Source organism: Serratia ureilytica (assembly GCF_017309605.1).
In the GTDB taxonomy this organism is placed as follows: domain Bacteria; phylum Pseudomonadota; class Gammaproteobacteria; order Enterobacterales; family Enterobacteriaceae; genus Serratia; species Serratia ureilytica.
The window spans coordinates 453,179-477,383 of sequence record NZ_CP071320.1 but is presented as its reverse complement, the minus strand read 5'-3'; the positions used below and the strand labels follow the sequence as shown (position 1 = coordinate 477,383).

The window sequence follows — 24,205 nt, the reverse complement described above, 5'->3', positions numbered from 1 at the left end:
ATGCCTTGGATCCAACTCAAACTGAACACCACCGGCAGCCAGGCGGAAGACCTGAGCGACGCGCTGGTGGAAAGCGGCGCCGTGTCGGTGACCTTCCAGGACACCCACGACAATCCGGTGTTCGAACCCTTGCCGGGTGAAACCCTGCTGTGGGGCGACACCGATGTGATCGGCCTGTACGACGCCGAAACCGATATGGCCGAGGTGGTGGCGATGCTGGAACAGCACCCGCTGCTGGGCGCCGGTTTCCGCCACAAGATAGAACAGCTGGAAGACAAGGACTGGGAGCGCGAGTGGATGGACAACTTCCACCCGATGCGCTTCGGCGAGCGCTTGTGGATCTGCCCGAGCTGGCGTGACGTGCCCGATCCCGACGCGGTCAACGTGATGCTCGATCCGGGCCTGGCGTTCGGCACCGGCACCCACCCGACCACCGCGCTGTGCCTGCAGTGGCTGGACGGCCTCGATCTGGCCGGCAAAACCGTTATCGACTTCGGTTGCGGCTCCGGCATCCTGGCGATCGCCGCGCTGAAGCTGGGTGCGGCGCGCGCTATCGGCATCGACATCGATCCCCAGGCCATTCAGGCCAGCCGCGACAACGCGCAGCGTAACGGCGTTTCAGAGCGTCTGGAGCTGTATCTGCCGAAAGACCAGCCTGCCGACCTGCTGGCGGACGTGGTGGTCGCCAACATCCTCGCCGGCCCGCTGCGCGAGCTGGCGCCGCTGATCGGCTGTCTGCCGAAGGCCGGTGGCCATCTGGGGCTGTCCGGCGTGCTGGCCAGCCAGGCGAGCAGCGTAGCGGAAGCCTACGCAGAGAAGTTCACGCTCGACCCGGTCGCCGAGCGCGAAGAGTGGTGCCGCATTACCGGCCGCCGCAAGTAAGCGTCACGGTATAGTGCCCCTCTCGTCCACCGGCCCTGCGCCGGTGGATTTTTTTTGTCCGGCGATCGGCCTTCGGGCGGCACAAAATTTTATGCAATTTTTCGCCGCTCAACGACGGATCGCCCTGAGAATGCGCCTTCCAGGCAGGCTATCCCGGCAAAAATAGCGGGCGAATGCAGATAATATCCTGCGCAAAGGCGAATATTTTGCCGCACACAAAATAAGCACTTTTCGTCAACTTATTGTAAAATATATATAATATTTTTATGAATCGCCGCGTAGCGTATTTTCCGTCCTAATATCGGGCCAATTGGTTAAAGTTTGGCCTTTCATCTCGACGCAAAAATGCGTAATATACGCGCCCTTGCGGACACAGTATGGTCACTCTTTGTCTATGCGCATTGGACACCACCAGCTTACTAATTGCCTGATTGCGGCCCCGATGGCCGGTATTACAGATCGCCCGTTCAGAACCCTCTGTCATGCAATGGGTGCTGGGATGGCTGTATCCGAAATGCTCTCCTCCAACCCGGAGGTGTGGCGGACGGATAAGTCGCGTCTGCGTATGGTGCATAGCGATGAACCTGGGATCCGCTCCGTGCAAATTGCCGGATGCGATCCTGATGATATGGCCGCCGCCGCGCGTATCAACGTGGCCAGCGGCGCGCAGATCATCGACATCAACATGGGATGCCCGGCCAAAAAAGTGAACCGGAAGCTTGCCGGGTCCGCTTTGTTGCAGTACCCGGATCTGGTTAAACGGATCCTCCACGCGGTGGTCGACGCGGTGGATGTGCCGGTAACGCTGAAGATTCGCACCGGCTGGGCGCCAGAGCACCGTAACTGTGTAGAGATTGCCCAACTGGCCGAAGACTGTGGTATTCAGGCCCTGACGATTCACGGCCGAACCCGCGCCTGTCTGTTTAACGGCAACGCGGAATACGACAGCATTCGGGCAGTTAAGCAGAGTGTTTCCATTCCGATTATCGCGAATGGGGATATTACTGACCCGCATAAAGCCAGAGCAGTGCTCGACTACACCGGGGCCGATGCCCTGATGATAGGCCGCGCTGCTCAGGGGAGACCCTGGATCTTCCGGGAAATCCAGCATTATCTGGACACTGGGGAGTTGCTGCCGCCGATGCCGCTTGGCGAGGTGAAGCGCTTGTTGATTGGGCACATTCGGGAATTGCACGGCTTCTATGGCCAAGGCAAGGGATTCCGGATTGCTCGTAAGCACGTGTCCTGGTATCTCCAGGAACACGCTCCGAATGACCAGTTTCGGCGCACATTCAACGCCATAGAGGATGCCAGCGAACAGCTGGAGGCGTTGGAGGCATATTTCGAAAATCTTAGCGTAAAAAAAGAGCTGACAGAACTATGTTCGAACAACGCGTAAATTCTGACGTACTGACCGTTTCTACCGTTAACTCACAAGATCAGGTGACTCAAAAGCCTCTGCGTGACTCGGTTAAACAAGCACTGAAGAACTATTTTGCTCAACTGAACGGTCAAGACGTAAATGACCTGTATGAGCTGGTACTGGCTGAAGTTGAACAGCCACTGTTGGACATGGTGATGCAATACACCCGTGGCAACCAAACCCGCGCAGCCCTGATGATGGGCATCAACCGCGGCACGCTGCGCAAGAAGCTGAAAAAATACGGCATGAACTGATACTAGTCAGTTAACGTGTTGAAAAGGCGCTTTATCTCATTTGATAAGCGCCTTTTTCTTTGGGGCACGCCCGGTTTGCAGGCAATAAAAAAGGCCGCAACGCGGCCCTTGGGGTAAAAAGCGGAGACCTTACTCGGTCGCTTTGTTTTTGAGGCTTTCCGCCCCTTGCTTGGTCTTGTCCCAAGCCTTCTCCGTACCCTGTTTGGTGGAGTGCCAGGCTTTTTGCGAGCCTTCGCTCACTTTACTGCCAACGCTATCGCTCTTGCCTTCGGCGGCGTGCTTGGCTTTCAGCTTCAGCTCTTCACCCTTGTCCTGAGACTGGTGCAGCTTTTCTTTGGCGGTATCCGCCCCTTTATGCGCCTCAGCGACAACCTCGTTGCTGGCGTGAGCGGCGGTGTTGGTCGCGGTTTCAGCAGCGAACACCGGGGAAGCGAGCAGCAGTGCAGACAAGGCAATGATTGATTTCTTCATAAGTCCCTCTTTTCTCAGATACGTGCCATTCGTCATGAAACAAGATGGCATGAAACGCCCCTTGAACGATTTAAGAATAGGACTAAAACCAAAAAAATCGATATAAAATTTTATTACAAACAGTTTTATTGATTTTTTATGCCACTAAGCAGCATGAGCGGGGAAAGCGCACGAAAAAGTTAAATTTTTCCTGTCACAAAACTATAATTTGTACGAATTTTTAACAAGCACTAACAGGGATGGATTCTATGGTTGCCGCGATCATTATCGGCATTTTTATCATCAGCTTCCTCTACGCACACTCCCGCGGCAAAGAGAAACAAAAGCTTACCCGTCAGCTGTTCGATCACTCCACGTTTATGGGGCCGATCAACATGTTTATGACCGGTTTCTCCCGTTTGCCCGCCAAACAGCCCTATTTCGACGAAAAAGGCTTCCCGGAGCTGCAGACGCTGACCGACAACTGGCAGACGATCCGCGAAGAAGCGGTGCGCCTGCAGGATCATATCAAAAAGGCGCAGTCGCATAACGATGCCGGCTTCAACACCTTCTTCAAACGCGGCTGGAAACGTTTCTATCTGAAATGGTACAGCGACAGTCACCCTTCGGCGCAGACGCTGTGTCCAAAAACCGTCGAGCTGCTCAACCGCATCCCGTCGGTCAAGGCGGCGATGTTCGCCGAGCTGCCGCCCGGCAGCCACCTGGGTAAACACCGCGATCCTTACGCCGGCTCGGTGCGCTATCACCTGGGGCTGATGACGCCCAACGACGATCGCTGCTTCATCGAAGTAGACGGCGAGCAGCACAGCTGGCGCGACGGCGAGGCGGTGATCTTCGACGAGACCTACGTGCACTGGGCGCAGAACGCCACCGATCAGACGCGCATCATTCTGTTTTGCGACGTCGAGCGGCCGATGAAATGGCGCTGGGCGCAGGCAGTCAACCACTGGGTCGGCGCTACGCTGATGTCGGCGGCCAGTTCGCCGAACGACGATCAGGACCGCACCGGCGGCATCAACCGCATCTTCAAATACGTCAACGCGGTGCGCGATGCCGGCCAACGCCTGAAAGCGCGCAACCGCCGCGGTTACTACCTGCTGAAATGGCTGGTGATCGCCGCGATCTTCGCCGCGATTATCATTCCCAGCCTGTAAAACGCGCCAATCCTCAACTCAGGGGCAACGCGAATGAGAATATTCGCATGCCCCTCTTCCGCCACACCCCGTACCCTGTGTTAGCATAAGCATTCCTAGAGCCGCCTCCGCTGGCCAACAGCTATCCCTCCGAAGCCTGATAGCAGCGCAAACCGCCCTTCGAATGTAAATGTTTAGTCAATTATGGAATTCCGACTAAACCCTGGCCGTACCCGGGTGTCTGAGCAGTCGTATCGCTATCGAGTGGAACCTTTATGCGTTACAGCTTGCTGCCCCTTTTAACGTATAAAACGAGTTTCTATGAAATCAGCCAAAGCATTTCAACTGGCCTTGCTGCACCCGCGCTACTGGCTAACCTGGTTCGGCCTCGCTCTGCTGTTCCTGCTGGTACAGCTCCCCTATCCGCTGCTCTACCGTCTGGGGGTGTGGATGGGACGCACCTCGATGCGTTTTCTCAAGCGCCGCGTCACTATCACCCGTCGCAACCTCGAGCTGTGCTTCCCCGAGATGGACGAAGCGCAGCGCGAGCGCAAAGTGGTGGGCAATTTCGAATCCCTCGGCATGGGCCTGCTGGAAACCGGCATGGCCTGGTTCTGGTCAGATAAACGCGTCAAGCGCTGGTTCAACGTCTCCGGCATCAACCACCTCAAAATGGCGCAGCGCGACGATCGCGGCGTGCTGGTGATCGGCGTGCATTTTATGTCGCTGGAGCTGGGCGGCCGGGCGATGGGCCTGTGTCAGCCGATGATGGCGATGTACCGTCCGCATAACAACAAGGCGATGGAATGGGCGCAGACCAAAGGCCGCATGCGTTCCAACAAGGCGATGATCGATCGCAAGGATTTGCGCGGCATGGTGCATGCGCTCAAGCGCGGCGAGGCGGTGTGGTTCGCGCCGGATCAGGACTACGGCCCGCGCGGCAGCGTATTCGCGCCGCTGTTCGCCGTCGATAAGGCTGCCACCACCAGCGGCACCTTCATGCTGGCGCGCATGGCCAACCCGGCGCTGGTGCCGGTGGTGCTGATCCGCCGCGAGGGCGGCCGCGGCTACGACCTGCTGATCCAACCGGCTCTGGAAGACTATCCGCTCAGCGACGAACAGGCGGCCGCGGCTTACATGAACAAAGTGATCGAGAAAGAGATCATGCGGGCGCCGGAGCAATACATGTGGCTGCACCGCCGTTTCAAAACCCGACCGGCTGGCGCGCCCTCGCTGTACTGACCCCCTTATTTCCAGCCCGGCCAACGCCGGGCTTTTTTGTGCGCCGCGTTTAAAAAATCTGCGGCTCGGGCTCCCGCTTTCCTGTAATCTCCTTTTTTACCCGCACAGGAAAGGAAATGATGAAAGCTCAAGTCCGCATTGCTCTGGTCGGTGATTACAACCCGCAAGCCGTGGCCCACCAGGCTATCCCCGTGGCACTCCAGCTCACCGCCGCCCACCTCGACATCGACGTTCAGCCCCAGTGGCTCCCGACCGAAACCCTGACCTCCCCCGACGCGCTGCAAGATTTCGACGCCATCTGGGTGGTGCCGGGCAGCCCGTATCGTCACGACGACGGCGCCTTTATGGCGATCCGTCATGCGCGGGAAAACGACGTGCCGTTCCTCGGCTCCTGCGGCGGTTTTCAATACGCCATCGTCGAATACGCCCGCAATGTGATGGGCTGGCACGACGCCGGTCATGCGGAAACCGACAGCGGTGGCCGGCTGGTGATCGCCCCATTGAGCTGCTCGCTGGTGGAAAAAACCGGCGACATCGTTTTTCAGCCTGACACCCGCGTCGCGCAGGCCTACGGCAGCCTGAACGCCCATGAAGGCTACCACTGCAACTTCGGCGTGAATCCGGACTTCGTCGCCGATCTGCAGCGTTTCCCGCTGATCATCAGCGGCCACGACACCAAAGGCGACGTACGCGCCATCGAACTGCCGGGCCGGCGTTTTTACGCCGCCACGCTGTTCCAGTCGGAACGCGCCGCGCTGCGCGGCGAGCTTTCACCGTTGGTGGTGGAACTCGTCAAAGCCGCCAACGGGTAAACAAAGGTTCATCGGCGCCATCGGGGCGTTGTCACCGGATAAAAAAAGCCCTCTTGCGAGGGCTTTCTGATCGTCTATCCCGCCGACTTACGCCTGTCCGAGATCGCGCAACGCCAGATTGAAGTGCTGGCCCAGCTCACGCCGGTGAACCGGATGCTCCATCATCGACACATGGTCGCCGTTGACCTGGCTGACGCGGACGGTCGCCGGCGGCAACAGCCTATCCCATCCCAGCGCGGAAGCGTCTTCGCGGCAATATCCCGCCTGCTTGATCTTCTGCCAGTACACCTGGAACTGCTCGTTCTGCGAATTGGCGGAAACCTGCTCCTGCTTCGCCTTGAACAGATGGATCTTGAGCGATGCAGGCTGCACCTGAGTCGCCTCCACCAGCTTGGCGTAATGGTGTCGCTGTTGCCAGAGGGCCGCCTCGTCGGCCACTTCCGCACGCTGAGTCTTGATCCCGGCGCGTTGCACGGCCGCTATCGCCTCCGGTAGCGGCAGCTCGGCCAACTGCTGACAGAACTGCGGATCCGGCCTCTCCTGCGTGGATTCCACCCAGTTCAGCAACAGCTGGACCGGGCTGTGCATCGCCTCCACCGGCCGCAACGTGTCAATCAGCCCCAGGAAAGCGACCGCTTCCCCGCTCGATTGCAGTTGCTCGGCGATGGCATAGGCCAACACCCCGCCGGAAGAGTACCCCGCCAGATGGTAGGGCCCCTGCGGCTGCACTTCGCGAATCAACGCCACGGCGCTGGCGGCCATGTCGCTCATGGTCGCCGGCTTCTCCTCCACCGCCGGCCACGGCACAGCGTAGACCGGGAAGCTTTCATCGATCTCCTTGGCCAATTCAAATACATAAGAGTGATCGCCAAAGCCGGTCGGGACGAAGAACAGCGGCGGTCGGCTGCCGCTGCTGCGAGCCGGCACCGCTTTGCACAGCGGAGCCTCGGCGGTGCGACGATCGATCCGTTCGGCCAATTCGGCCAAGATCGGATGGTTGAAGATCGCCTGTACCGGCAAGGTGATGCCTTGCTGACGCAGTTGGCTGGAGAGACGCACCGCCAGCAGTGAATGGCCGCCGAGCTCGAAGAAATTGTCGTGGCGTCCTATCTGGCCAATCTCGAGCAGCTCGCACCATGCCCGCGCCAGCGTCGTTTCGGTCTCACCCTGAGGCGCCGCATACTCCCGAGCGCCGACTGCCGCACACTCCGGCTCCGGCAAGGCGCGCCGATCCAACTTACCGTTGGCGGTCAACGGCAGCGCATCCAGCCAGACATAAGCCGACGGCACCATGTACTCCGGCAACCGTTCGCTCAAATAGGCCCGCAACTGCCCTTGCAGCGCGCTGCGTTCCCCCTCGGCCGCCGGTACGATCCAGGCGACCAGACGCGGGTGGTGCTCCGTCGAACAAACCTGCACCACCGCTTCCCGCACCCACGGGCTCGCTGCCAGCTGCACCTCGATCTCGCCCGGTTCGATGCGGAACCCGCGCAACTTGACCTGCTGGTCGCACCGCCCTTGGTATTCAAGACAGCCGTCCGGCAGATAACGCGCCAGATCGCCGGTACGATACATGCGGCCGCCGCCGACCGGGTTGAACGGATCGCTCAGGAAACGCTGCGCCGTCAGTTCCGGCCGGTTCAGGTATCCCAACGCCACCCCCACGCCGCCGATGTGCAGTTCTCCTATCGCCCCCATCGGCACCGGGCGCCCACGGGCGTCCAACAAGTACGCGCGGGTATTGCCGATCGGTTTACCAATCGGCAAACGCGCCTCCCCTTCGGCCCGCTCGATACGCGCCGTGGTCGCAAAGGTCGTGGTCTCCGTCGGCCCATAGGCATGGATCAGTTGCACCGGCCCTTGTTCTTGCAGCAACCGCGCATAAGCGCCCGGATCCTCTTTCTCCCCCCCGCTGATCAGATATTTCAGCTGCGCCAGCGCGCCGCTGATGCTGTGCACATACTGATTGAACAACGCGGTGGTCAAGAACAGCGTGGTGATGCGATGACGCTGCAGTTCGGCCGCCAGACGTTCGGCTTCCATCATGACCTCCGGCGCTATCACCACCAGCGCACCGCCGTTCAGCAGGGCCGCCCACACCTCCATCGTGCTGGCGTCAAACGCCGGGTTGGCGGCAAAGGCAACGCGGTCTTCAGCGTCAAAGGCGGCGTAGCGATTGTTGCGCACCAAACGAGTAATGCCCTGGTGCGGCGTCATGACCCCTTTCGGCGTACCGGTCGAACCGGAGGTATACATGATGTAGGCCGTCGTGCCGCTCGACAATCGCAACGCCGGATTACCGTCATTGCCTTCGCAATCCTCGACCGGCAGCTGCGGAATGCCCTCATTGCCGGCGGTCTCTGCCAGCATCAGACACGCGCCGCTGTCATTGACGATCCACGCCTGACGCGCGGTCGGCAGTTGCGGATCGAGGGGCACATACGCCGCACCGGCCTTGACGATCGCCAGTTGGGCGCAAACCAGTTCGATGCTGCGCGTCAGCCGCACCGCGACCCGATCGCCCGGTTGTACGCCGCGCTCAATCAGCCGGTGCGCCAACCGGTTAGCGCGCGCATTCAACTGCGCGTAACTGAGCTGCCGCGCCCCCTGGATCACGGCGACGGCCTGTGGCGTCAACTGCGCCTGTTGTTCAAACAGTTCGTGCACGCAGGTATCCGCCGGGTAAGGTTCCGTCGTATGATTCCAGCTGCACAGCTGCAGCGCATACTCCTCATCCGGCATCACGTCCAGTTCGCAGATCGGTGTCTGCGGCGCCTCTTCCAGCGCCTGCGCCAAGGCGCTCAACGCCTGCGCCATGTAACCGCACACGCGCTGCGCTTCAATCGGCTGTCTGACCTGCGCCGTCAGGCCCAACGAATCGCCGCCGTCCTCGACCGACAACACGAACGGATAGTTGGTGCGTTCCTGGCTATCCAACAGCGTCACGCCGGCCGGCAAGGCAGTCTCCTCGCCGCTGTTATGCCGATAGTTCAGTAGGGCGCTGAACAGCGGCGTGCCCGCGGCGACGCCGCTGCAGCGCTGCGCCAAGGCCAGCGGCGCATGCTCATGGGCCAGCAGTCCGCTCAGCCGGATATGCGCCTGCAACGCCGCCGATTCTGCGCCAACCTCATTGACATCTAGCCGCAGCGGCAAGGTGTTGATAAACAGTCCGAGCGCCCGTTCCGCCCCGTCTCCGGCCTGCATGCGGCCCAGCAACACGGTGCCGAACACCACCTCATCGCGGCCGGTGGCGCGCGCCAGCACCTGCGCCCAGGCCAGATGGCACAGACTGGCCAGGCTGACGCCCATCCGTCGCGCCTGCCGCCGCAGCTGCTGATTGAGCGCATGCGGCAATGCCAGGTGCGCCGTCGAGATATCTCGCCCTTCGCCATGCACATCGCTCAGGCCGAACGGCAGCGACGGTTCATCGATATCCGCCAGCAGAGTGCGGAAGAACTGCTCGTGTTCAGCGTTGCTGACGCCGAGCCGCGCCTGCGCCACCGCGTTGCGGAACGGCGGCGCCTTGGCCAATTCGTCTCCGCGTCCGGCCAGGATCAGATTGATTTCCTCCTGCATCACCGCCAGGGTCGAGTGGTCGCCGATCAGGTGATGCCACTGCTGGAGCACACACCAACTGCCCTCCTCTTCCCGTGCAGCGACAAAGCTCAGTAACGGCGCGCGCGTCAGGTCTGGCCGTACGCGGCGCGGATCAAACAACGCCGTCAGCCGCGAACCGATATCGCCCTGCGCCGGATCGAGCCGCAGTTCTTGCAGCGACAACTCGGCCTTGCGCCACACCACCTGCACCGGCGAAGACACGCCCTGGGTGATGAACGCGGTGCGCAGAATGTCATGGCGGTCGATCACCTGCTGCATCGCCGCCAGCCAGGCATCCAGACGCGCACGGCTGTCGAAACGCAGCACCGCGGACAGCTGGTACGGATCGCCCTGCTCCGCCAGCAGATGGTGGAACAAAATCCCCTCCTGCAGCGGCGACAAAGCGTAGATGTCCTGTACGTTGGCCACACCGCCCGGCACCTGCGCCACCACCGCGTCGATCTCCGGCTGGCTCAGCGCCGCCAGCGGCAACATCTCCGGCGTAATGGAAGCGCAACCCGGTTGGATACCGTTGGCCGGCACGCTCACCTCTTGCTGCGTGACCAATGTCTGCGCCAACGTCGACAGCGTCGGCGCGGTGAACAGCGTTTGTACCCCGGCGCTCAACCCCACACGGCGCAGCTGCGCCATCAGTTTGACCGCCAGCAACGAATGGCCACCCAGTTCGAAGAAGTTATCGTGACGTCCTACACGCTCAATGCCCAGCAACTCGCGCCAGATCCCCGCCAGCAGCGTTTCCAGCTCGCCTTCCGGTTCGGCGTAAACCTCACGCACGTAGGCGTCCTCTTGCGGCTCAGGCAGCGCGCGCCGATCCAACTTGCCATTCGGCGTCAGCGGCAGCGTATCCAGCGCAACCCAGGCCGTCGGCAGCATAAACTCCGGCAACATGCCCGCCAGATACTGCCGCAGCGTCACCGCCAACGTCTGACGGTCCGCTTCAGCCTCCGGCACCACCCACGCCACCAGCCGTTTATTGTTCGCTTCGCCGAGGACATCCACCACCGCTTCGCGCACCGCCGGATGACCAGCCACTCGCGCCTCGATTTCACCGCATTCGATGCGGAAGCCTCGAATTTTCACCTGCCGATCGTTACGGCCTTGGTAGTCGATATTGCCGTCCGGCAGGTAGCGCGCCAGGTCGCCGGTACGATAGATCCGGTCTCCGGGATTGAAGGGATCCGCCAGGAACCGTTCTGCCGTCAGTTCGGCGCGATTGAGATAACCCAATGCCACGCCGGCACCGCCGATATAGAGCTCACCGGTGGCCCCGAGCGGCACCGGCTGCAAATGCTCATCCAGCAGATAGATGTGCGTATTGCCGATCGGCCGGCCGATCGGCAGGCGTTGCCATGGCCCCACTTGTTCAACTATCGCCGCAGTGGCGATAACGGTGCCTTCCGTCGGCCCATAAGCATTGACCAGACGCACCGGCCCCGCCTCTTTCAGCATACGAGCAAAGGCGTGCGGATCCGCGGCTTCACCGCCGCTGATCAGATATTTCAGCTGCGCCAACGTCGCGGCGATGCTATGGACATATTGGTTAAACAACGACGTGGTCAGGAACAAGACGTTAATCTCTTGCCGCACCAGCGCTGCCGCCAACGCATCGGCATCCGTCAACACCTCCGGCGCAATGATCGCCAGACTGGCGCCATTGAGCAACGCGCCCCACATTTCCAACGTGCTGGCGTCGAATGCCGGATTAGCGGCGAAAGCAAAGCGATCGCCGCGTTCGAACGCCGCAAACCGATTGTTAATCGCCAGTCGGAGGATGCCTTGATGCGTCACCATCACGCCTTTAGGCGTGCCGGTCGAGCCCGAGGTATACATGATGTAAGCCGGTGCGTCGCCGGCGCGAGCCACCGCCGGATCGTGGGTCGGATCCTGCCGCAGACGATCGATACGCAGACATTCGATCTCGCCGGCTATCTCGCGATCGAGATCGCGATCGCACAGGATCAACGTCGTTCCGCTGTCGCCGATGATCCACGCCTGCCGCGCAACAGGCAGGTGCGGATCGAGCGGCACATAAGCGGCGCCCGCCTTGAGGATCGCCAACTGGGCAATGACCAGAGAGAAACTGCGTTCGAGCGACGTGGCCACGCGGTCGCCGGGGCGTACGCCCTGTCCGATAAGTTGGTGCGCCAGTTGGTTAGCGCGGGCGTTCAATTGCGCGTAGCTAAGGCTGTCCGCCTCGTTTACCAACGCGATGGCATCCGGCGTACGCCGCGCCCACTGTTCAAACTGGGCGTGAACAGGGTTCTGCGCCGGATAAGCTTCCGCGGTTCGGTTCCAGCCATACAACAGCAGTTCGCGCTCAGCGGCCGGCAGCAGGTCGATATGCGAAGCAGACTGCGAAGCGTTTGTCGCCATCGCCCGCAGCACCTGCACCAGATAGGCGCCGTAACGCTCGGCGGTGGCGCGATCGAACAACGCCGTGGCGAAGTTCAGCGTGCCGCTGATGCCTTCGCCGTTATCGGCCAGATCGAGCGTCAAATCATACTTGGCGATCCGGTAGCCCAACTCGGCGCTCTCGGCCTGCAGTCCAGGCAGCGGAATATTGCGCACCGAGCCGTCCTGCCAGGCCAGCATCACCTGGAACAGGGGGGTATAGCCCAGATGGCGCGGCGGGTTAACCAGCTCCACCACCTGCTCGAACGGCAGATCGCGGTTTTCCTGCGCCGCCAGCACTGTGTGGCGGATCCGTTCGAGCAGCGTCGGCAGATCCGGATCGTCGCGAAGATCGATGCGCAGCGCCAGCGTGCTGACGAAGAAACCGACCAGCGATTCGGTTTCCAGCCGGCCGCGGTTGGCCTCCGGCGTGCCGATCACCAGCTCCTGCTGTCCGGCCATGCGCGCCAGCACCAGGCTCCAGGCCGCCAGCACCGTCATAAACAGCGTGCCGCCATGCTGTCGGCTGAATTGACGCAGCGCCTGCGTCAACTCGGCGTCGATCGCGATCGGCACTTCTGCGCCGCTGAAAGACTGCACCGTCGGGCGCGGCCGGTCGGTCGGCAACGTCAGCAGCGCCGGCGCATCGCTCAGCGTTTCACGCCAGTATTGCGCCTGCGCCGCCAGCCGTTCCGGCGTCAGGTAGCGACGCTGCCAGGCGGCGTAATCCGGGTATTGCAAGGTCGGCGGCGGCAGCGGATCGGCCTCGCCGCGACGGAAAGCGCCGTACAGCACGCCAAATTCGCGCAGCAGTATGCCGGTCGACCAGCCGTCGGAGACGATGTGATGGCAGGTGAGCAGGAACAGATGCTCCTCATCCGCCAGGCGGAGCAGCGCGGCGCGCACCAGCGGACCGGAACTCAGCTCGAAAGGCGCCTCCGCCAGGTGCTGCGCCAGTTGCCGCGCTCGGCTTTGGGCATCCTGCTGCCCACGCAGATCGTGAACTGTCAACGGCAGCGCGTCTGCCGGCAGAATGTGCGTCTGCGGCTGCCCCTCGACGGTGATAAACCGGCTGCGCAACGCTTCGTGACGGGCATAGAGCGCATCCAGACTCTGCCGCCAGGCAGGCAGATCCAGCTCGCCGCGCAGGCTCAGCGCCAGCGGGATATGGTAAGTTTCACTCATTCCCTCCAACTGGGTCAGGAACCACAAGCGCTGCTGAGCAAACGACAGCGGCAATGCGGCGTCGCGCGGCAGAGCTTCGATCGGCGGCAGCGCTTCACTCGTCCTTTGCAGTTGCTGCGCCACTACGTGCAGCGTCGGATTGGCGAACAGGGTCTGCAACGGCAGCTGCCATTCCATCTGTTGCAGACGGTTGGTCAGACGTACCGCCATCAGCGAGTGGCCGCCCAGTTCGAAGAAGTTGTCGTGGCGGCCAACCTGCTCCACGTTCAGCAACTCGCGCCAGATCTCCGCCAGCAGCGTTTCGCGCTCACCCTGCGGCGCTTCGTACGCCGCCTGGCTCTGTATCCCCTGCGGCTCCGGCAGCGCCCGCCGGTCCAACTTGCCGTTCGGCGACAGCGGCAACGCCGCCACCACCACCCAGGCCGACGGCACCATGTAGTCCGGCAGCACCGCGCTCACATGCTGCCGCAGCGCGCCCGCCAGCGTCTCTTCCGCCACGTCCACCGCCGGCACCACCCACGCCACCAGCCGTTTGTCGTCGCCCACCGCGCGCGCATCCACCACCGCTTCCCGCACCGCCGGGTGCGTCGCCAGCGTCGCTTCTATCTCGCCGCATTCGATGCGGAAGCCGCGGATTTTCACCTGCTGGTCATTGCGCCCCAGGTACTCGATGTCACCGTTCGCCAGATAGCGCGCTACGTCGCCGGTGCGGTACATGCGCCCGCCCGGCGCGAACGGATAGCTCAGGAAACGCTCCGCCGTCAAGTCGGGCCGATTCAGGTAGCCCCGCGCCACCTGCACCCCGCCGATATACAGCTCGCCCACCGCCCCCAGCGGCACCGGCTGCCCGTGCTCGTCCAGCAGATAGATGCGCGTGTTGGCGATCGGCCGACCGATCGGCACCGACACCCGGTCCGCCTCCCGCGAACAGTGCCAGGCGGTGACGTCCACCGCCGCCTCCGTCGGCCCATACAGGTTATGCAACTCCGCCTGCGGCAGCCGGCGGTAAAACTCCGCCACCAGCGCCGCCGGCAGCGCTTCCCCGCTGCACATCACCCGCACCACGTTGCCACAGCGCGTCGCCGCCTGCTCATCTGCCAGGAAGCTTTGCAACATCGACGGCACGAAGTGCAGCGTGGTGACGCCGTACTGTTCGATAGCGCGGCTCAGGTAGTCCGGATCCTTGTGCCCTTCCGGCTTCGCCATCACCAGGCGCGCGCCGACCATCAGCGGCCAGAAGAACTCCCACACCGAGACGTCGAAGCCGAACGGCGTTTTTTGCAGCACCGTGTCCGCCGCCGTCAGGCCGTAGGCCTCCTGCATCCACACCAGCCGGTTGACCACCCCGCGGTGTTCGTTCATCGCGCCCTTCGGTTTACCGGTCGAGCCCGAGGTGTAAATCACGTACGCCAGGTGCGACGCCTGCGCGCGCGGCGCCGGGTTCTCGGCACTCAGCGTCTCCGGCAACGCGGCCTCCAGCGCCAGCTGCGGCGTCGCGGGTTCGCCCAGCGCCGCCCGGCCGGCGGCGTCCGCCAGCAGCAGCACCGGGTCGGCATCCTGCAGGATGTACTGCAGGCGCTCGCCCGGATAGGCCGGATCCAACGGCACATAGGCGCCGCCGGCCTTGAGGATGCCGAACAGCGCCGTCACCATGTTCAGGCCGCGTTCGGCGCACACCGCCACCCGGCTGTCCGGGCCCACGCCGCGCGCAATCAGCGCGTGTGCCAGCCGGTTGGCGCGGGCGTTCAACCGGGCGTAGCTCAGGCTTTCCGCCCCGCTCACCAGCGCGATGGCATCCGGCGTGCGGCGCACCTGCCGCTCGAACAGCGCCGCCAGCGTCTGATCCAGCGGGTAGTCACGCTCGGTGCGGTTCCAGCCATGCAGCAGCAGCTCGCGTTCCGCTTCCGGCACCACCGCCAGTGAACACACCGGCGTATCCGGCGCCTGCTCCAGTGCTTGCGCCAGTGAGTCCAGCGCCTGCACCATATAGTCACATACGCGCTGCGCATCGATCGCCTCGGTTACCTGCGCCGTAATGCCCAGCGAATCGCCGCCGTCCTCCACCGACAAGACGAACGGATAGTTGGTGCGCTCTTCGGCGCTCAGCAGGCTGACGCCTTCGGGCAGCGCCACGGCCTCGCCGTTGTTGTGGCGATAGTTGAGCAGGGCGCTGAACAGCGGCGCTCCAGGGCTGACGCCGCTGCAGCGCTGCGCCAAGGCCAGTGGCGCATGTTCATGAGCCAGCAGCCCGCTCAACCGCACATGCGCCTCCCTTGCCGCCGCCTCCGCGCCGCGCCGATCGATGTCCAGGCGCAGCGGCAGCGTGTTGATAAACAGCCCCAATGCCCGTTCCGCGCCTTCAGCGCCCTGCAGGCGCCCCAGCAATACGGTGCCGAATACGACCGCGTCTCGCCCGCTGACGCGCGCCAGCACCTGCGCCCAGGCCAGATGGCACAAACTGGCCAGGCTGACGCCCAACCGCCGCGCCTGCCGCCGCAGCCGCAGGTTCAAGGCCGAAGAAAGCGCCTGGTAGCGGCTGACGATCTGCCGTCCCTCGCCATGCACATCACTCAAACCGAACGGCAGGACCGGCTCGCTGATATCCGCCAACATGTCGCGGAAGAAACGTTCATGCTCTGCTTCGCTGAGCGTCAGGCGCGCCTGCGCCACCGCATTGCGGAACGGCTGGGCGGCGCCAAGCCGTGCGCCGCGACCGGCGAGGATTTCGCTGACCTCTTGCTCCATAAAGGCCAGCGTGGAGTGATCGCCAATCAGATGGTGCCACTGCTGCAAGGCGCACCACCGGCCATCCTCCTCTTGCGCGACGGTAAAGTTGAGCAGCGGCGCACGGGTCAGATCCTGTCGCTGATGCAGCGGATCAAAACCGGCCGCCAACTGTTGCCAAACCGGGCCGTCGGCCAGATCGAAACGCCGCTCGCTCAGTGCCAGTTCGGCCTTGCGCCACACCACCTGCACCGGCGAAGACACGCCCTGCGTGATGAACGCGGTGCGCAGAATGTCATGGCGATCGATCACCTGCTGCATCGCCGCCAGCCAGGCATCCAGGCGCGCGCGGCTGTCGAAACGCAACACCGCGGACAGCTGGTACGGATCGCCCTGCTCCGCCAGCAGATGGTGGAACAAAATCCCCTCCTGCAGCGGCGACAAAGCGTAGATGTCCTGTACGTTAGCCACGCCGCCCGGCACCTGCGCCACCACCGCGTCGATCTCCGGCTGGCTCAGCGTCGCCAGCGGCAACATCTCCGGCGTAATGGCGGCGCAACCCGGCAAGATGCGGTTTTCCGGTATGTCGATTTCCCCTTGCGCGCTCACCGCCTGCGCCAGCGCCGCCAGCGTCGGCGTTGAGAACAGCGTCTGCACGTTCGCCGCCAAACCGGCACGCCGCAGTTGAGCCATCAACTTCACCGCCAGCAGCGAGTGGCCGCCCAGTTCGAAGAAGTTATCGTGGCGGCCAACCCGCTCCACGTTCAGCAACTCGCGCCAGATCTCCGCCAGCAGCGTTTCGCGCTCACCCTGCGGCGCTTCGTACGCCGCCTGGCTCTGCATCCCCTGCGGCTCCGGCAGCGCCCGCCGGTCCAACTTGCCGTTCGGCGACAGCGGCAACGCCGCCACCACCACCCAGGCCGACGGCACCATGTAGTCCGGCAGCGCCGCGCTCACATGCTGCCGCAGCGCGCCCGCCAGCGTCTCTTCCGCCACGTCCGCCGCCGGCACCACCCACGCCACCAGCCGTTTGTCGTCGCCCACCGCGCGCGCATCCACCACCGCTTCCCGCACCGCCGGGTGCGTCGCCAGCGTCGCTTCTATCTCGCCGCATTCGATGCGGAAGCCGCGGATTTTCACCTGCTGGTCATTGCGCCCCAGGTACTCGATGTCACCGTTCGCCAGATAGCGCGCTACGTCGCCGGTGCGGTACATGCGCCCGCCCGGCGCGAACGGATCGCTCAGGAAACGCTCCGCCGTCAAGTCGGGCCGATTCAGGTAGCCCCGCGCCACCTGCACCCCGCCGATATACAGCTCGCCCACCGCCCCCAGCGGCACCGGCTGCCCGTGCTCGTCCAGCAGATAGATGCGCGTGTTGGCGATCGGCCGACCGATCGGCACCGACACCCGGTCCGCCTCCCGCGAACAGTGCCAGGCGGTGACGTCCACCGCCGCCTCCGTCGGCCCATACAGGTTATGCAACTCCGCCTGCGGCAGCCGGCGGTAAAACTCCGCCACCAGCGCCGCCGGCAGCGCTTCCCCGCTGCACATCACCCGCACCACGTTGCCACAGCGCGTCGCCGCCTGCTCATCTGCCAGGAAGCTTTGCAGCATCGACGGCACGAAGTGCAGCGTGGTGACGCCGTACTCTTCGATAGCGCGGCTCAGGTAGTCCGGATCCTTGTGCCCTTCCGGCTTCGCCATCACCAGGCGCGCGCCGACCATCAGCGGCCAGAAGAACTCCCACACCGAGACGTCGAAGCCGAACGGCGTTTTTTGCAGCACCGTGTCCGCCGCCGTCAGGCCGTAGGCCTCCTGCATCCACACCAGCCGGTTGACCACCCCGCAGTGTTCGTTCATCGCGCCCTTCGGTTTACCGGTCGAGCCCGAGGTGTAAATCACGTACGCCAGGTGCGACGCCTGCGCGCGCGGCGCCGGGTTCTCGGCACTCAGCGTCTCCGGCAACGCGGCCTCCAGCGCCAGCTGCGGCGTCGCGGGTTCGCCCAGCGCCGCCCGGCCGGCGGCGTCCGCCAGCAGCAGCACCGGGTCGGCGTCCTGCAGGATGTACTGCAGGCGCTCGCCCGGATAGGCCGGATCCAACGGCACATAGGCGCCGCCGGCCTTGAGGATGCCGAACAGCGCCGTCACCATGTTCAGGCCGCGTTCGGCGCACACCGCCACCCGGCTGTCCGGGCCGACGCCGCGCGCTATCAGCGCGTGTGCCAGCCGGTTGGCGCGGGCGTTCAACCGGGCGTAGCTCAGGCTTTCCGCCCCGCTCACCAGCGCGATGGCATCCGGCGTGCGGCGCACCTGCCGCTCGAACAGCGCCGCCAGCGTCTGATCCAGCGGGTAATCACGCTCGGTGCGGTTCCAGCCATGCAGCAGATGCTCCCGTTCGGCGAGCGGCAGCAAATCGATATGGGATACCGATCGCGGGTTATTCAGCGTCATCGCCCGCAGCGCCTGTACCAGGTAAACGCCGTAACGCTCGGCGGTGGCGCGATCGAACAACGCCGTGGCGAAATTCAGCGTGCCGCTGATGCCTTCGCCGGTATCGGCCAGATCGAGCGTCAGATCGAACTTCGCCGCGCTGTATTCCAGCCCGGCCAATTCGGCCTGCAGCCCAGGCAGCGGAATATCGCGCACCGAGCCGTCCTGCCAGGCCAGCATCACCTGGAACAGCGGGGTATAGCCCAGATGGCGCGGCGGGTTGACCAGCTCCACCACCTGCTCGAACGGCAGATCGCGGTTTTCCTGCGCCGCCAGCACCGTGTGGCGGACCCGTTCGAGCAGCGTCGGCAGATCCGGATCGTCGCGAAGATCGATGCGCAGCGCCAGCGTGCTGACGAAGAAACCGACCAGCGATTCGGTTTCCAGCCGGCCGCGGTTGGCCTCCGGCGTGCCGATCACCAGCTCCTGCTGTCCGGCCATGCGCGCCAGCACCAGGCTCCAGGCCGCCAGCACCGTCATAAACAGCGTACCGCCATGCTGTCGGCTGAATTGACGCAGCGCCTGCGTCAGCTCGGCGTCGATCGCGATCGGCACTTCTGCGCCGCTGAAAGACTGTACCGTCGGACGCGGCCGGTCGGTCGGCAACGTCAGCAGCGCCGGCGCATCGCTCAGCGTTTCACGCCAGTATTGCGCCTGCGCCGCCAGCCGTTCCGGCGTCAGGTAGCGACGCTGCCAGGCTGCGTAATCCGGGTATTGCAAGGTCGGCGGCGGCAGCGGATCGGCCTCGCCTCGACGGAAAGCGCCGTACAGCGCGCCCAATTCGCGCAGCAGTATGCCGGTAGACCAGCCGTCGGAGACGATGTGATGGCAGGTGAGCAGGAACAGATGCTCCTCATCCGCCAGGCGGAGCAGCGCGGCGCGCACCAGCGGCCCCTGCGTCAAATCGAACGATTGAGTGGCCGCCTGACGACACAGCGTTTCAGCCTGCGCGGGGTGACGTCGCAGATCGTGGAACGCAAGCGGTAACCCGTTTGCCGGCAAAATCTGTACCTGTGGCCGATCTTCCCGGGTGATGAACCGGCTGCGCAGCGATTCGTGGCGCGCATAGAGCGCGTCCAGCCCCTGTTGCAACGCCTGCCGGTCCAACCGACCGCGCAGCCGCAACGCCAGCGGGATATGGTAGGTTTCGCTCATCCCCTCCAACTGGGTCAGGAACCACAGACGCTGCTGAGCAAACGACAGCGGCAATTCCCCATCGCGCGCCACCGGCAGCATCGGGATCGATTCCTGCGTCGGCGCAACCTGCAGCGCCTGGGCCAACACGTGCAACACCGGACTGGCGAACAGCGCCTGCAACGGCAGCTGCCATCCGGCCTGTTGCACGCGGTTCGCCAGGCGCACCGCCATCAGCGAATGCCCGCCCAGTTCGAAGAAGTGGTCGTAACGGCCAATCCGTTCTACGCCCAACAGCTCATGCCAGATAGCCGCCAACAGATTTTCTGCCTCGCCCTGCGGCGGCGCATAGGCCTCGCGCGCACAGGCGTCGACCTGCGGCACCGGCAGGGCGCGCTTGTCCAATTTGCCGTTGCCGGTCAGCGGCAACGCCTCCAGCCAAACGTAAGCCGCCGGCACCATATAGTCCGGCAACCGCGCCTGCAGATGCCGGCGCAATTCGGTCGCCAGCGTAGCGCGTTCCGTCTCCGGCGCCGGAACCACCCATGCCACCAGTCGCTTATTCCCGTCGCCATCGTCGATAGCGTCCACGGCTACGCTGCGCACGCGCGGATCGGCGCTCAGCTGCGCTTCCACCTCACCGCACTCGATGCGGAAGCCGCGGATTTTCACCTGCTGGTCGTTGCGCCCCAGGTATTCGATATCCCCCCCCGGCAGATAGCGCGCCAGATCGCCGGTGCGATACATGCGCGCACCCGGCGCCCGGTTGAAAGGGTCTTCGAGAAAACGTTCCGCCGTCAATTCGGGCCGGTTCAGGTACCCTCGCGCCACCCCTTCACCGCCGACGTACAGTTCGCCGATCGCCCCCATCGGCACCGGTTCGCCATCGCCGCCCAGCAGATACAGCCGCAAATCCGGAATACGGCAGCCGATCGGGCTGGCGACGATCGCCGTATCCTGTGCCGACAGCGGCCGGTACGTCACGTGCACCGTGGTTTCGGTGATGCCGTACATGTTGACCAATCGCGTCTGCCGGTTCTCTGGACGAGCAAACCACGGCGCGAGATCGGAAGGCTTCAGCATTTCACCACCGAACACGATCTCGCGCAGCTGATGGCGCGCTTCGCTGTGTGCCTGAGCCTGGATAAAGGCTTTGAAGGCGCTCGGCGTCTGATTCAGTACCGTGATGCCGCTGCGGCAGACGAAATGATAAAAGTCCGGCGCCGAACGGGCGATCTCCTGCGGTACGATGAACAGCTGGCCGCCATACAACCAGGCGCCCCAGATCTCCCAAACCGAAAAGTCGAAGGCGAATGAGTGGAACAGGCACCACTTGTCGGCGGCGCTGAAGTTAAACCAGGCGTTGGTGGCGCTGAACAAGCGCGCGACCTGGCGATGCTCCACCATGACCCCTTTCGGTTTGCCGGTCGAACCGGAGGTGTAAATCACATACGCCAGGTGTGATGGCCGCACCTCGACGTCCTGCAGATCGTCGCTGTTCCCCGTCAACGGCTGTTCCAGCGCCAATACCGGCACCTCGCAGCCGCCCAGCGCTTGCCTGCCAAGTTCATCCGCCAACAGCAGCACCGGCGCGGAGTCCGCCAGGATGTACTGTAGCCGCTCTCCGCTATAGGCGGGATCCAACGGCACATAGGCGCCGCCGGCTTTGAGGATCCCCAGCAACCCGGCCAGCATCGGCAGACCGCGTCCGGCGCACAGCGCCACCAGACTGTCCGGTTGTACGCCAAGCTCTACCAGCCGATGGGCCCATCGGTTCGCCCAGGTATTCAATTCAGCGTAAGTCAGGCTGTCGTCGCCGTATGTCATCGCCGTCGCATCTGGCGTGCGTTTGACCTGCGCTTCGAACAGCCGATGCAGACACGCCGCCGGCGAGTGCGAAGCAACGGTGTGATTGAGGCTCTGCAGCAACTGCGTGCGTTCTTCCTCGGAAACCAGATTGAGTTCGCCGATGGTGCGACGATGAGAGCCCGCTCTCACCGCGTCGTTGAGCAGCATCAGCAGATGTTGCGTCGCACGCAACATCTGTTCGTCAGCCACTGAGGCGGCGTCGTATACCCAACGGAAGGCGCCGTCAGCCTTGCAGATTTGCAATACCGCGCGCGAGCCGGAAGCCATGATGGCAGCCACGCCCTCGTCTTCAGGCTGCAACCCTGTCTCTGAACGCCGGCTGACGATCGATACCGCCGTCGGCCAAGCTTGGGGCGCCCGCAGATCCGCATCGCCCGTCAGCAACGCGGGATGATAATCAGCATGAGCGCGCAACCGGCCGTATTCTTGTTCCAGCGCGGCCAATGCCTGCTGGAAATTGTAGGAGTGATCAACTGAGACCTGCAGCGGCAGCACGCGTGCGCTCAGGTGAGCCCAACGTCCCCAATCCCGATCGTTCGACGTAATCCAACCCAGCTGAAAATCGGTTTCATTACACATGCGCGCCAGATAGAGGGTTGCTGCCGCCAGCACCTGCTCGCCGGCAATCTTTTCCAGGCGCTGCCAGGCCGTGGCCTGCCAGCGTGCGGGAAGGGCCGCCCGGCGGTCAGGCCCTGGCGGGAACGGCGCCGGATAAAAGCGTGTCAGACGCGGTTGCCAGAAAGCGGCGCTGTCAGCGCTGGCGCCATACGCCGCGCCTAACAGCGAAGCTTCGGCATCGCTAAGCGTCGGCAAGACCGAGCCGACAGACAGGCCGCAGGCCTGCGCCAGCGCATCACCCGGCTGAATCGAGTCGTCGGCGCGCAAGAACGGCCCGACGCGCACCACGCCGGGATGCGCGGCGATCTCCCAGCCGTCGGTCTCGATGCGCAGCAGGGTGCCGGGTTCGGCCTGGCGTTCATCGCTCACCGCCAGCAGCGTCGTCACGCCCAGCACGCGCTCCGCCAACAGTATCTTCGCCGCGCATCCCGCGCCATGGCTCAGCGAGCTCACCAGGCGCTGCAGCGCCTGAGCCGGGCGATCCCAACGGATGATACCACCGGCAGGCGGTTGCCGCCGGTTGGCGTAAAAGCTGCCGCCGGCCTCGGCATCCGCCAACGTCGCCACTTGCCGATCCAACGCTTCGATCGTTCCCGTCGTTGAAGCGTTCAGCGCGCGTAAAATGAACTGGAAACGACGCTGCAAAACATCCAGATCGTCTAATGAATTTGCATAGGCGGCGTCAGAAAAAGTGACGTCCAGTTCATTCGCCTGCTGGTCTTCATACAGCATAATCTGTAGATCGCCGGACGGAATATTGCCACCGTAATACCAACGGGTGCGGCATCCCCAGAAAGGATCACCGTGGTCGAAAGAAACGATGTTAATTGAAGGGCCAAACCAGGCGGAATCCGTCGCGCCATTATCACGCCGAATATCCTCCCCGCGATATAATTGATGGCGAACCACTTTCGCTATTTCAGCCGCCACTTTCTGGATAAATTCAGCCAGACTTAGTTGAGGTTCAACCTTAATAATCAAAGGGACAACGTTAGAGGTCATACCAATACTGTTTCGTTCCCTTGTCCCGGTCACCGGCATGCTGAAATTAAGATATTCGCTGCCGGTTAAGCTGTAGAAACATAATGCTACGGCGGCGGCCAATATATGCGCACGGTGTACGCCGATATTGTCGGCCTGCCGCTGCAGCCGATCCAGGGCGTCTTTTTCCAGCAGCTGCGTGTTGTGGTGCATCGCAGCGTCCGGCGTCAATACGGCCCTGCGTGACAAGCTCTGCGGCGCGGCGGCGGTGTATTCCCGCCAAAACGCCTGATCGGAAGAAAAGCGCGAAGAGTCGCGGTACTTGATGTCGTTTTCATACAGCAGAGAGAAATTGCAGTTGGCGAATTCAGGGATGACGCCGCCGGACGCCAGCGCGTTATAGTAAGCCGCGATGCGCCGCATCACTTCCTCAGCGCTGCGGCCGTCGGTGATCATATGGTGGAAACGGCGATAGAGGATGTAGCGCTGCGGTGCGAGCGTAATGACATAAAAACTAAAAGGTTCTTCTCCCGTAGCGCGGCGCGGCAGCGCCGAATCCGCCACCATCCAACGTCTGGCCGCCTGCAGTGGATCGGGCTCCTTGCTGAGATCGAGCGTGAACAGCGGCTCATGTGTACGTGGCGCGCGGTATTGATAAAGCTCACCGTCTTTTTCCACAAAATGCGCTTGCAGAGCCGGCGTTTCTTCGACGATGGCGTCGATGGCTTGCCGCAGCAGTTTAACGTTGAGCGGCCCGTCGACCTGTCCGTAGCCCCAGATATTGAACGACAAATCTTTGGAGATGTTTTCCCCCAGCCAGAGTTCACGCTGGGCGGTTGTTATTTCATGCAGCTCAACTTTCTCCGTTGCGGCCTGAGACCCTGCACGGAATTCCCCACTCTTCACATCAGTTTGTTTGTTCATAATATTCTCTAGCACGTTTTCATTACGTTAATGAAATAGACCGTCAGGATTTAG

General features: G+C 63.0%; 8 protein-coding genes. 6 read left to right on the top strand and 2 right to left on the bottom strand.

The genetic code is table 11. From position 1 onward, the window contains the following. The 3 genes from prmA to fis all read left to right on the top strand — a co-directional run bounded on the left by prmA (position 1) and on the right by fis (position 2,559). Positions 1-882, top strand: coding sequence for a 50S ribosomal protein L11 methyltransferase (gene prmA, locus J0X03_RS02185; RefSeq protein WP_033644444.1), 882 nt, complete (start codon positions 1-3; stop codon positions 880-882). Positions 883-1,276: 394 nt separating this feature from the next. After that, positions 1,277-2,281 (top strand): tRNA dihydrouridine synthase DusB, encoded by a 1,005-nt coding sequence (dusB, locus tag J0X03_RS02180; RefSeq protein WP_033644443.1) that lies wholly within the window; start codon positions 1,277-1,279, stop codon positions 2,279-2,281. Continuing rightward, complete coding sequence (gene fis / locus J0X03_RS02175; RefSeq protein ID WP_000462905.1) at positions 2,263-2,559, top strand: DNA-binding transcriptional regulator Fis; 297 nt, start codon at positions 2,263-2,265, stop codon at positions 2,557-2,559. Before dusB ends, fis begins: the two co-directional genes overlap by 19 nt. A gap of 129 nt (positions 2,560-2,688) precedes the next feature. Here fis and J0X03_RS02170 read toward each other — a convergent pair whose 3' ends face one another. After that, entirely contained in the window at positions 2,689-3,030 is a 342-nt protein-coding gene (locus tag J0X03_RS02170) for a hypothetical protein (RefSeq protein ID WP_033644442.1), read from the bottom strand. 248 nt (positions 3,031-3,278) lie between these two features. Between J0X03_RS02170 and lpxO the strand changes: the two genes are divergently transcribed. The 3 genes from lpxO to J0X03_RS02155 all read left to right on the top strand — a co-directional run bounded on the left by lpxO (position 3,279) and on the right by J0X03_RS02155 (position 6,217). Continuing rightward, positions 3,279-4,184, top strand: coding sequence for a lipid A hydroxylase LpxO (gene lpxO / locus J0X03_RS02165; protein ID WP_033651231.1), 906 nt, complete (start codon positions 3,279-3,281; stop codon positions 4,182-4,184). A 300-nt stretch (positions 4,185-4,484) separates the two neighbouring features. Beyond that, entirely contained in the window at positions 4,485-5,405 is a 921-nt protein-coding gene (gene lpxP / locus J0X03_RS02160; RefSeq protein WP_033651230.1) for a kdo(2)-lipid IV(A) palmitoleoyltransferase, read from the top strand. Positions 5,406-5,521: 116 nt separating this feature from the next. Then, complete coding sequence (locus tag J0X03_RS02155; protein WP_423734679.1) at positions 5,522-6,217, top strand: CTP synthase C-terminal region-related (seleno)protein; 696 nt, start codon at positions 5,522-5,524, stop codon at positions 6,215-6,217. Positions 6,218-6,304: 87 nt separating this feature from the next. On the opposite strand, the gene J0X03_RS24240 is transcribed toward J0X03_RS02155, so the two are convergent. Next, positions 6,305-24,151 (bottom strand): non-ribosomal peptide synthetase, encoded by a 17,847-nt coding sequence (locus J0X03_RS24240; RefSeq protein ID WP_206975675.1) that lies wholly within the window; start codon positions 24,149-24,151, stop codon positions 6,305-6,307. Positions 24,152-24,205 lie beyond the last annotated feature (54 nt).

Excerpts from the sequence above, each read along its gene's own strand:
- prmA (WP_033644444.1), top strand. The coding sequence starts at position 1 with ATGCCTTGGATCCAACTCAAACTGAACACCACCGGCAGCCAGGCGGAA.
- dusB (WP_033644443.1), top strand. The coding sequence starts at position 1,277 with ATGCGCATTGGACACCACCAGCTTACTAATTGCCTGATTGCGGCCCCG.
- fis (WP_000462905.1), top strand. The coding sequence starts at position 2,263 with ATGTTCGAACAACGCGTAAATTCTGACGTACTGACCGTTTCTACCGTT.
- J0X03_RS02170 (WP_033644442.1), bottom strand. The coding sequence starts at position 3,030 with ATGAAGAAATCAATCATTGCCTTGTCTGCACTGCTGCTCGCTTCCCCG.
- lpxO (WP_033651231.1), top strand. The coding sequence starts at position 3,279 with ATGGTTGCCGCGATCATTATCGGCATTTTTATCATCAGCTTCCTCTAC.
- lpxP (WP_033651230.1), top strand. The coding sequence starts at position 4,485 with ATGAAATCAGCCAAAGCATTTCAACTGGCCTTGCTGCACCCGCGCTAC.
- J0X03_RS02155 (WP_423734679.1), top strand. The coding sequence starts at position 5,522 with ATGATGAAAGCTCAAGTCCGCATTGCTCTGGTCGGTGATTACAACCCG.
- J0X03_RS24240 (WP_206975675.1), bottom strand. The coding sequence starts at position 24,151 with ATGAACAAACAAACTGATGTGAAGAGTGGGGAATTCCGTGCAGGGTCT.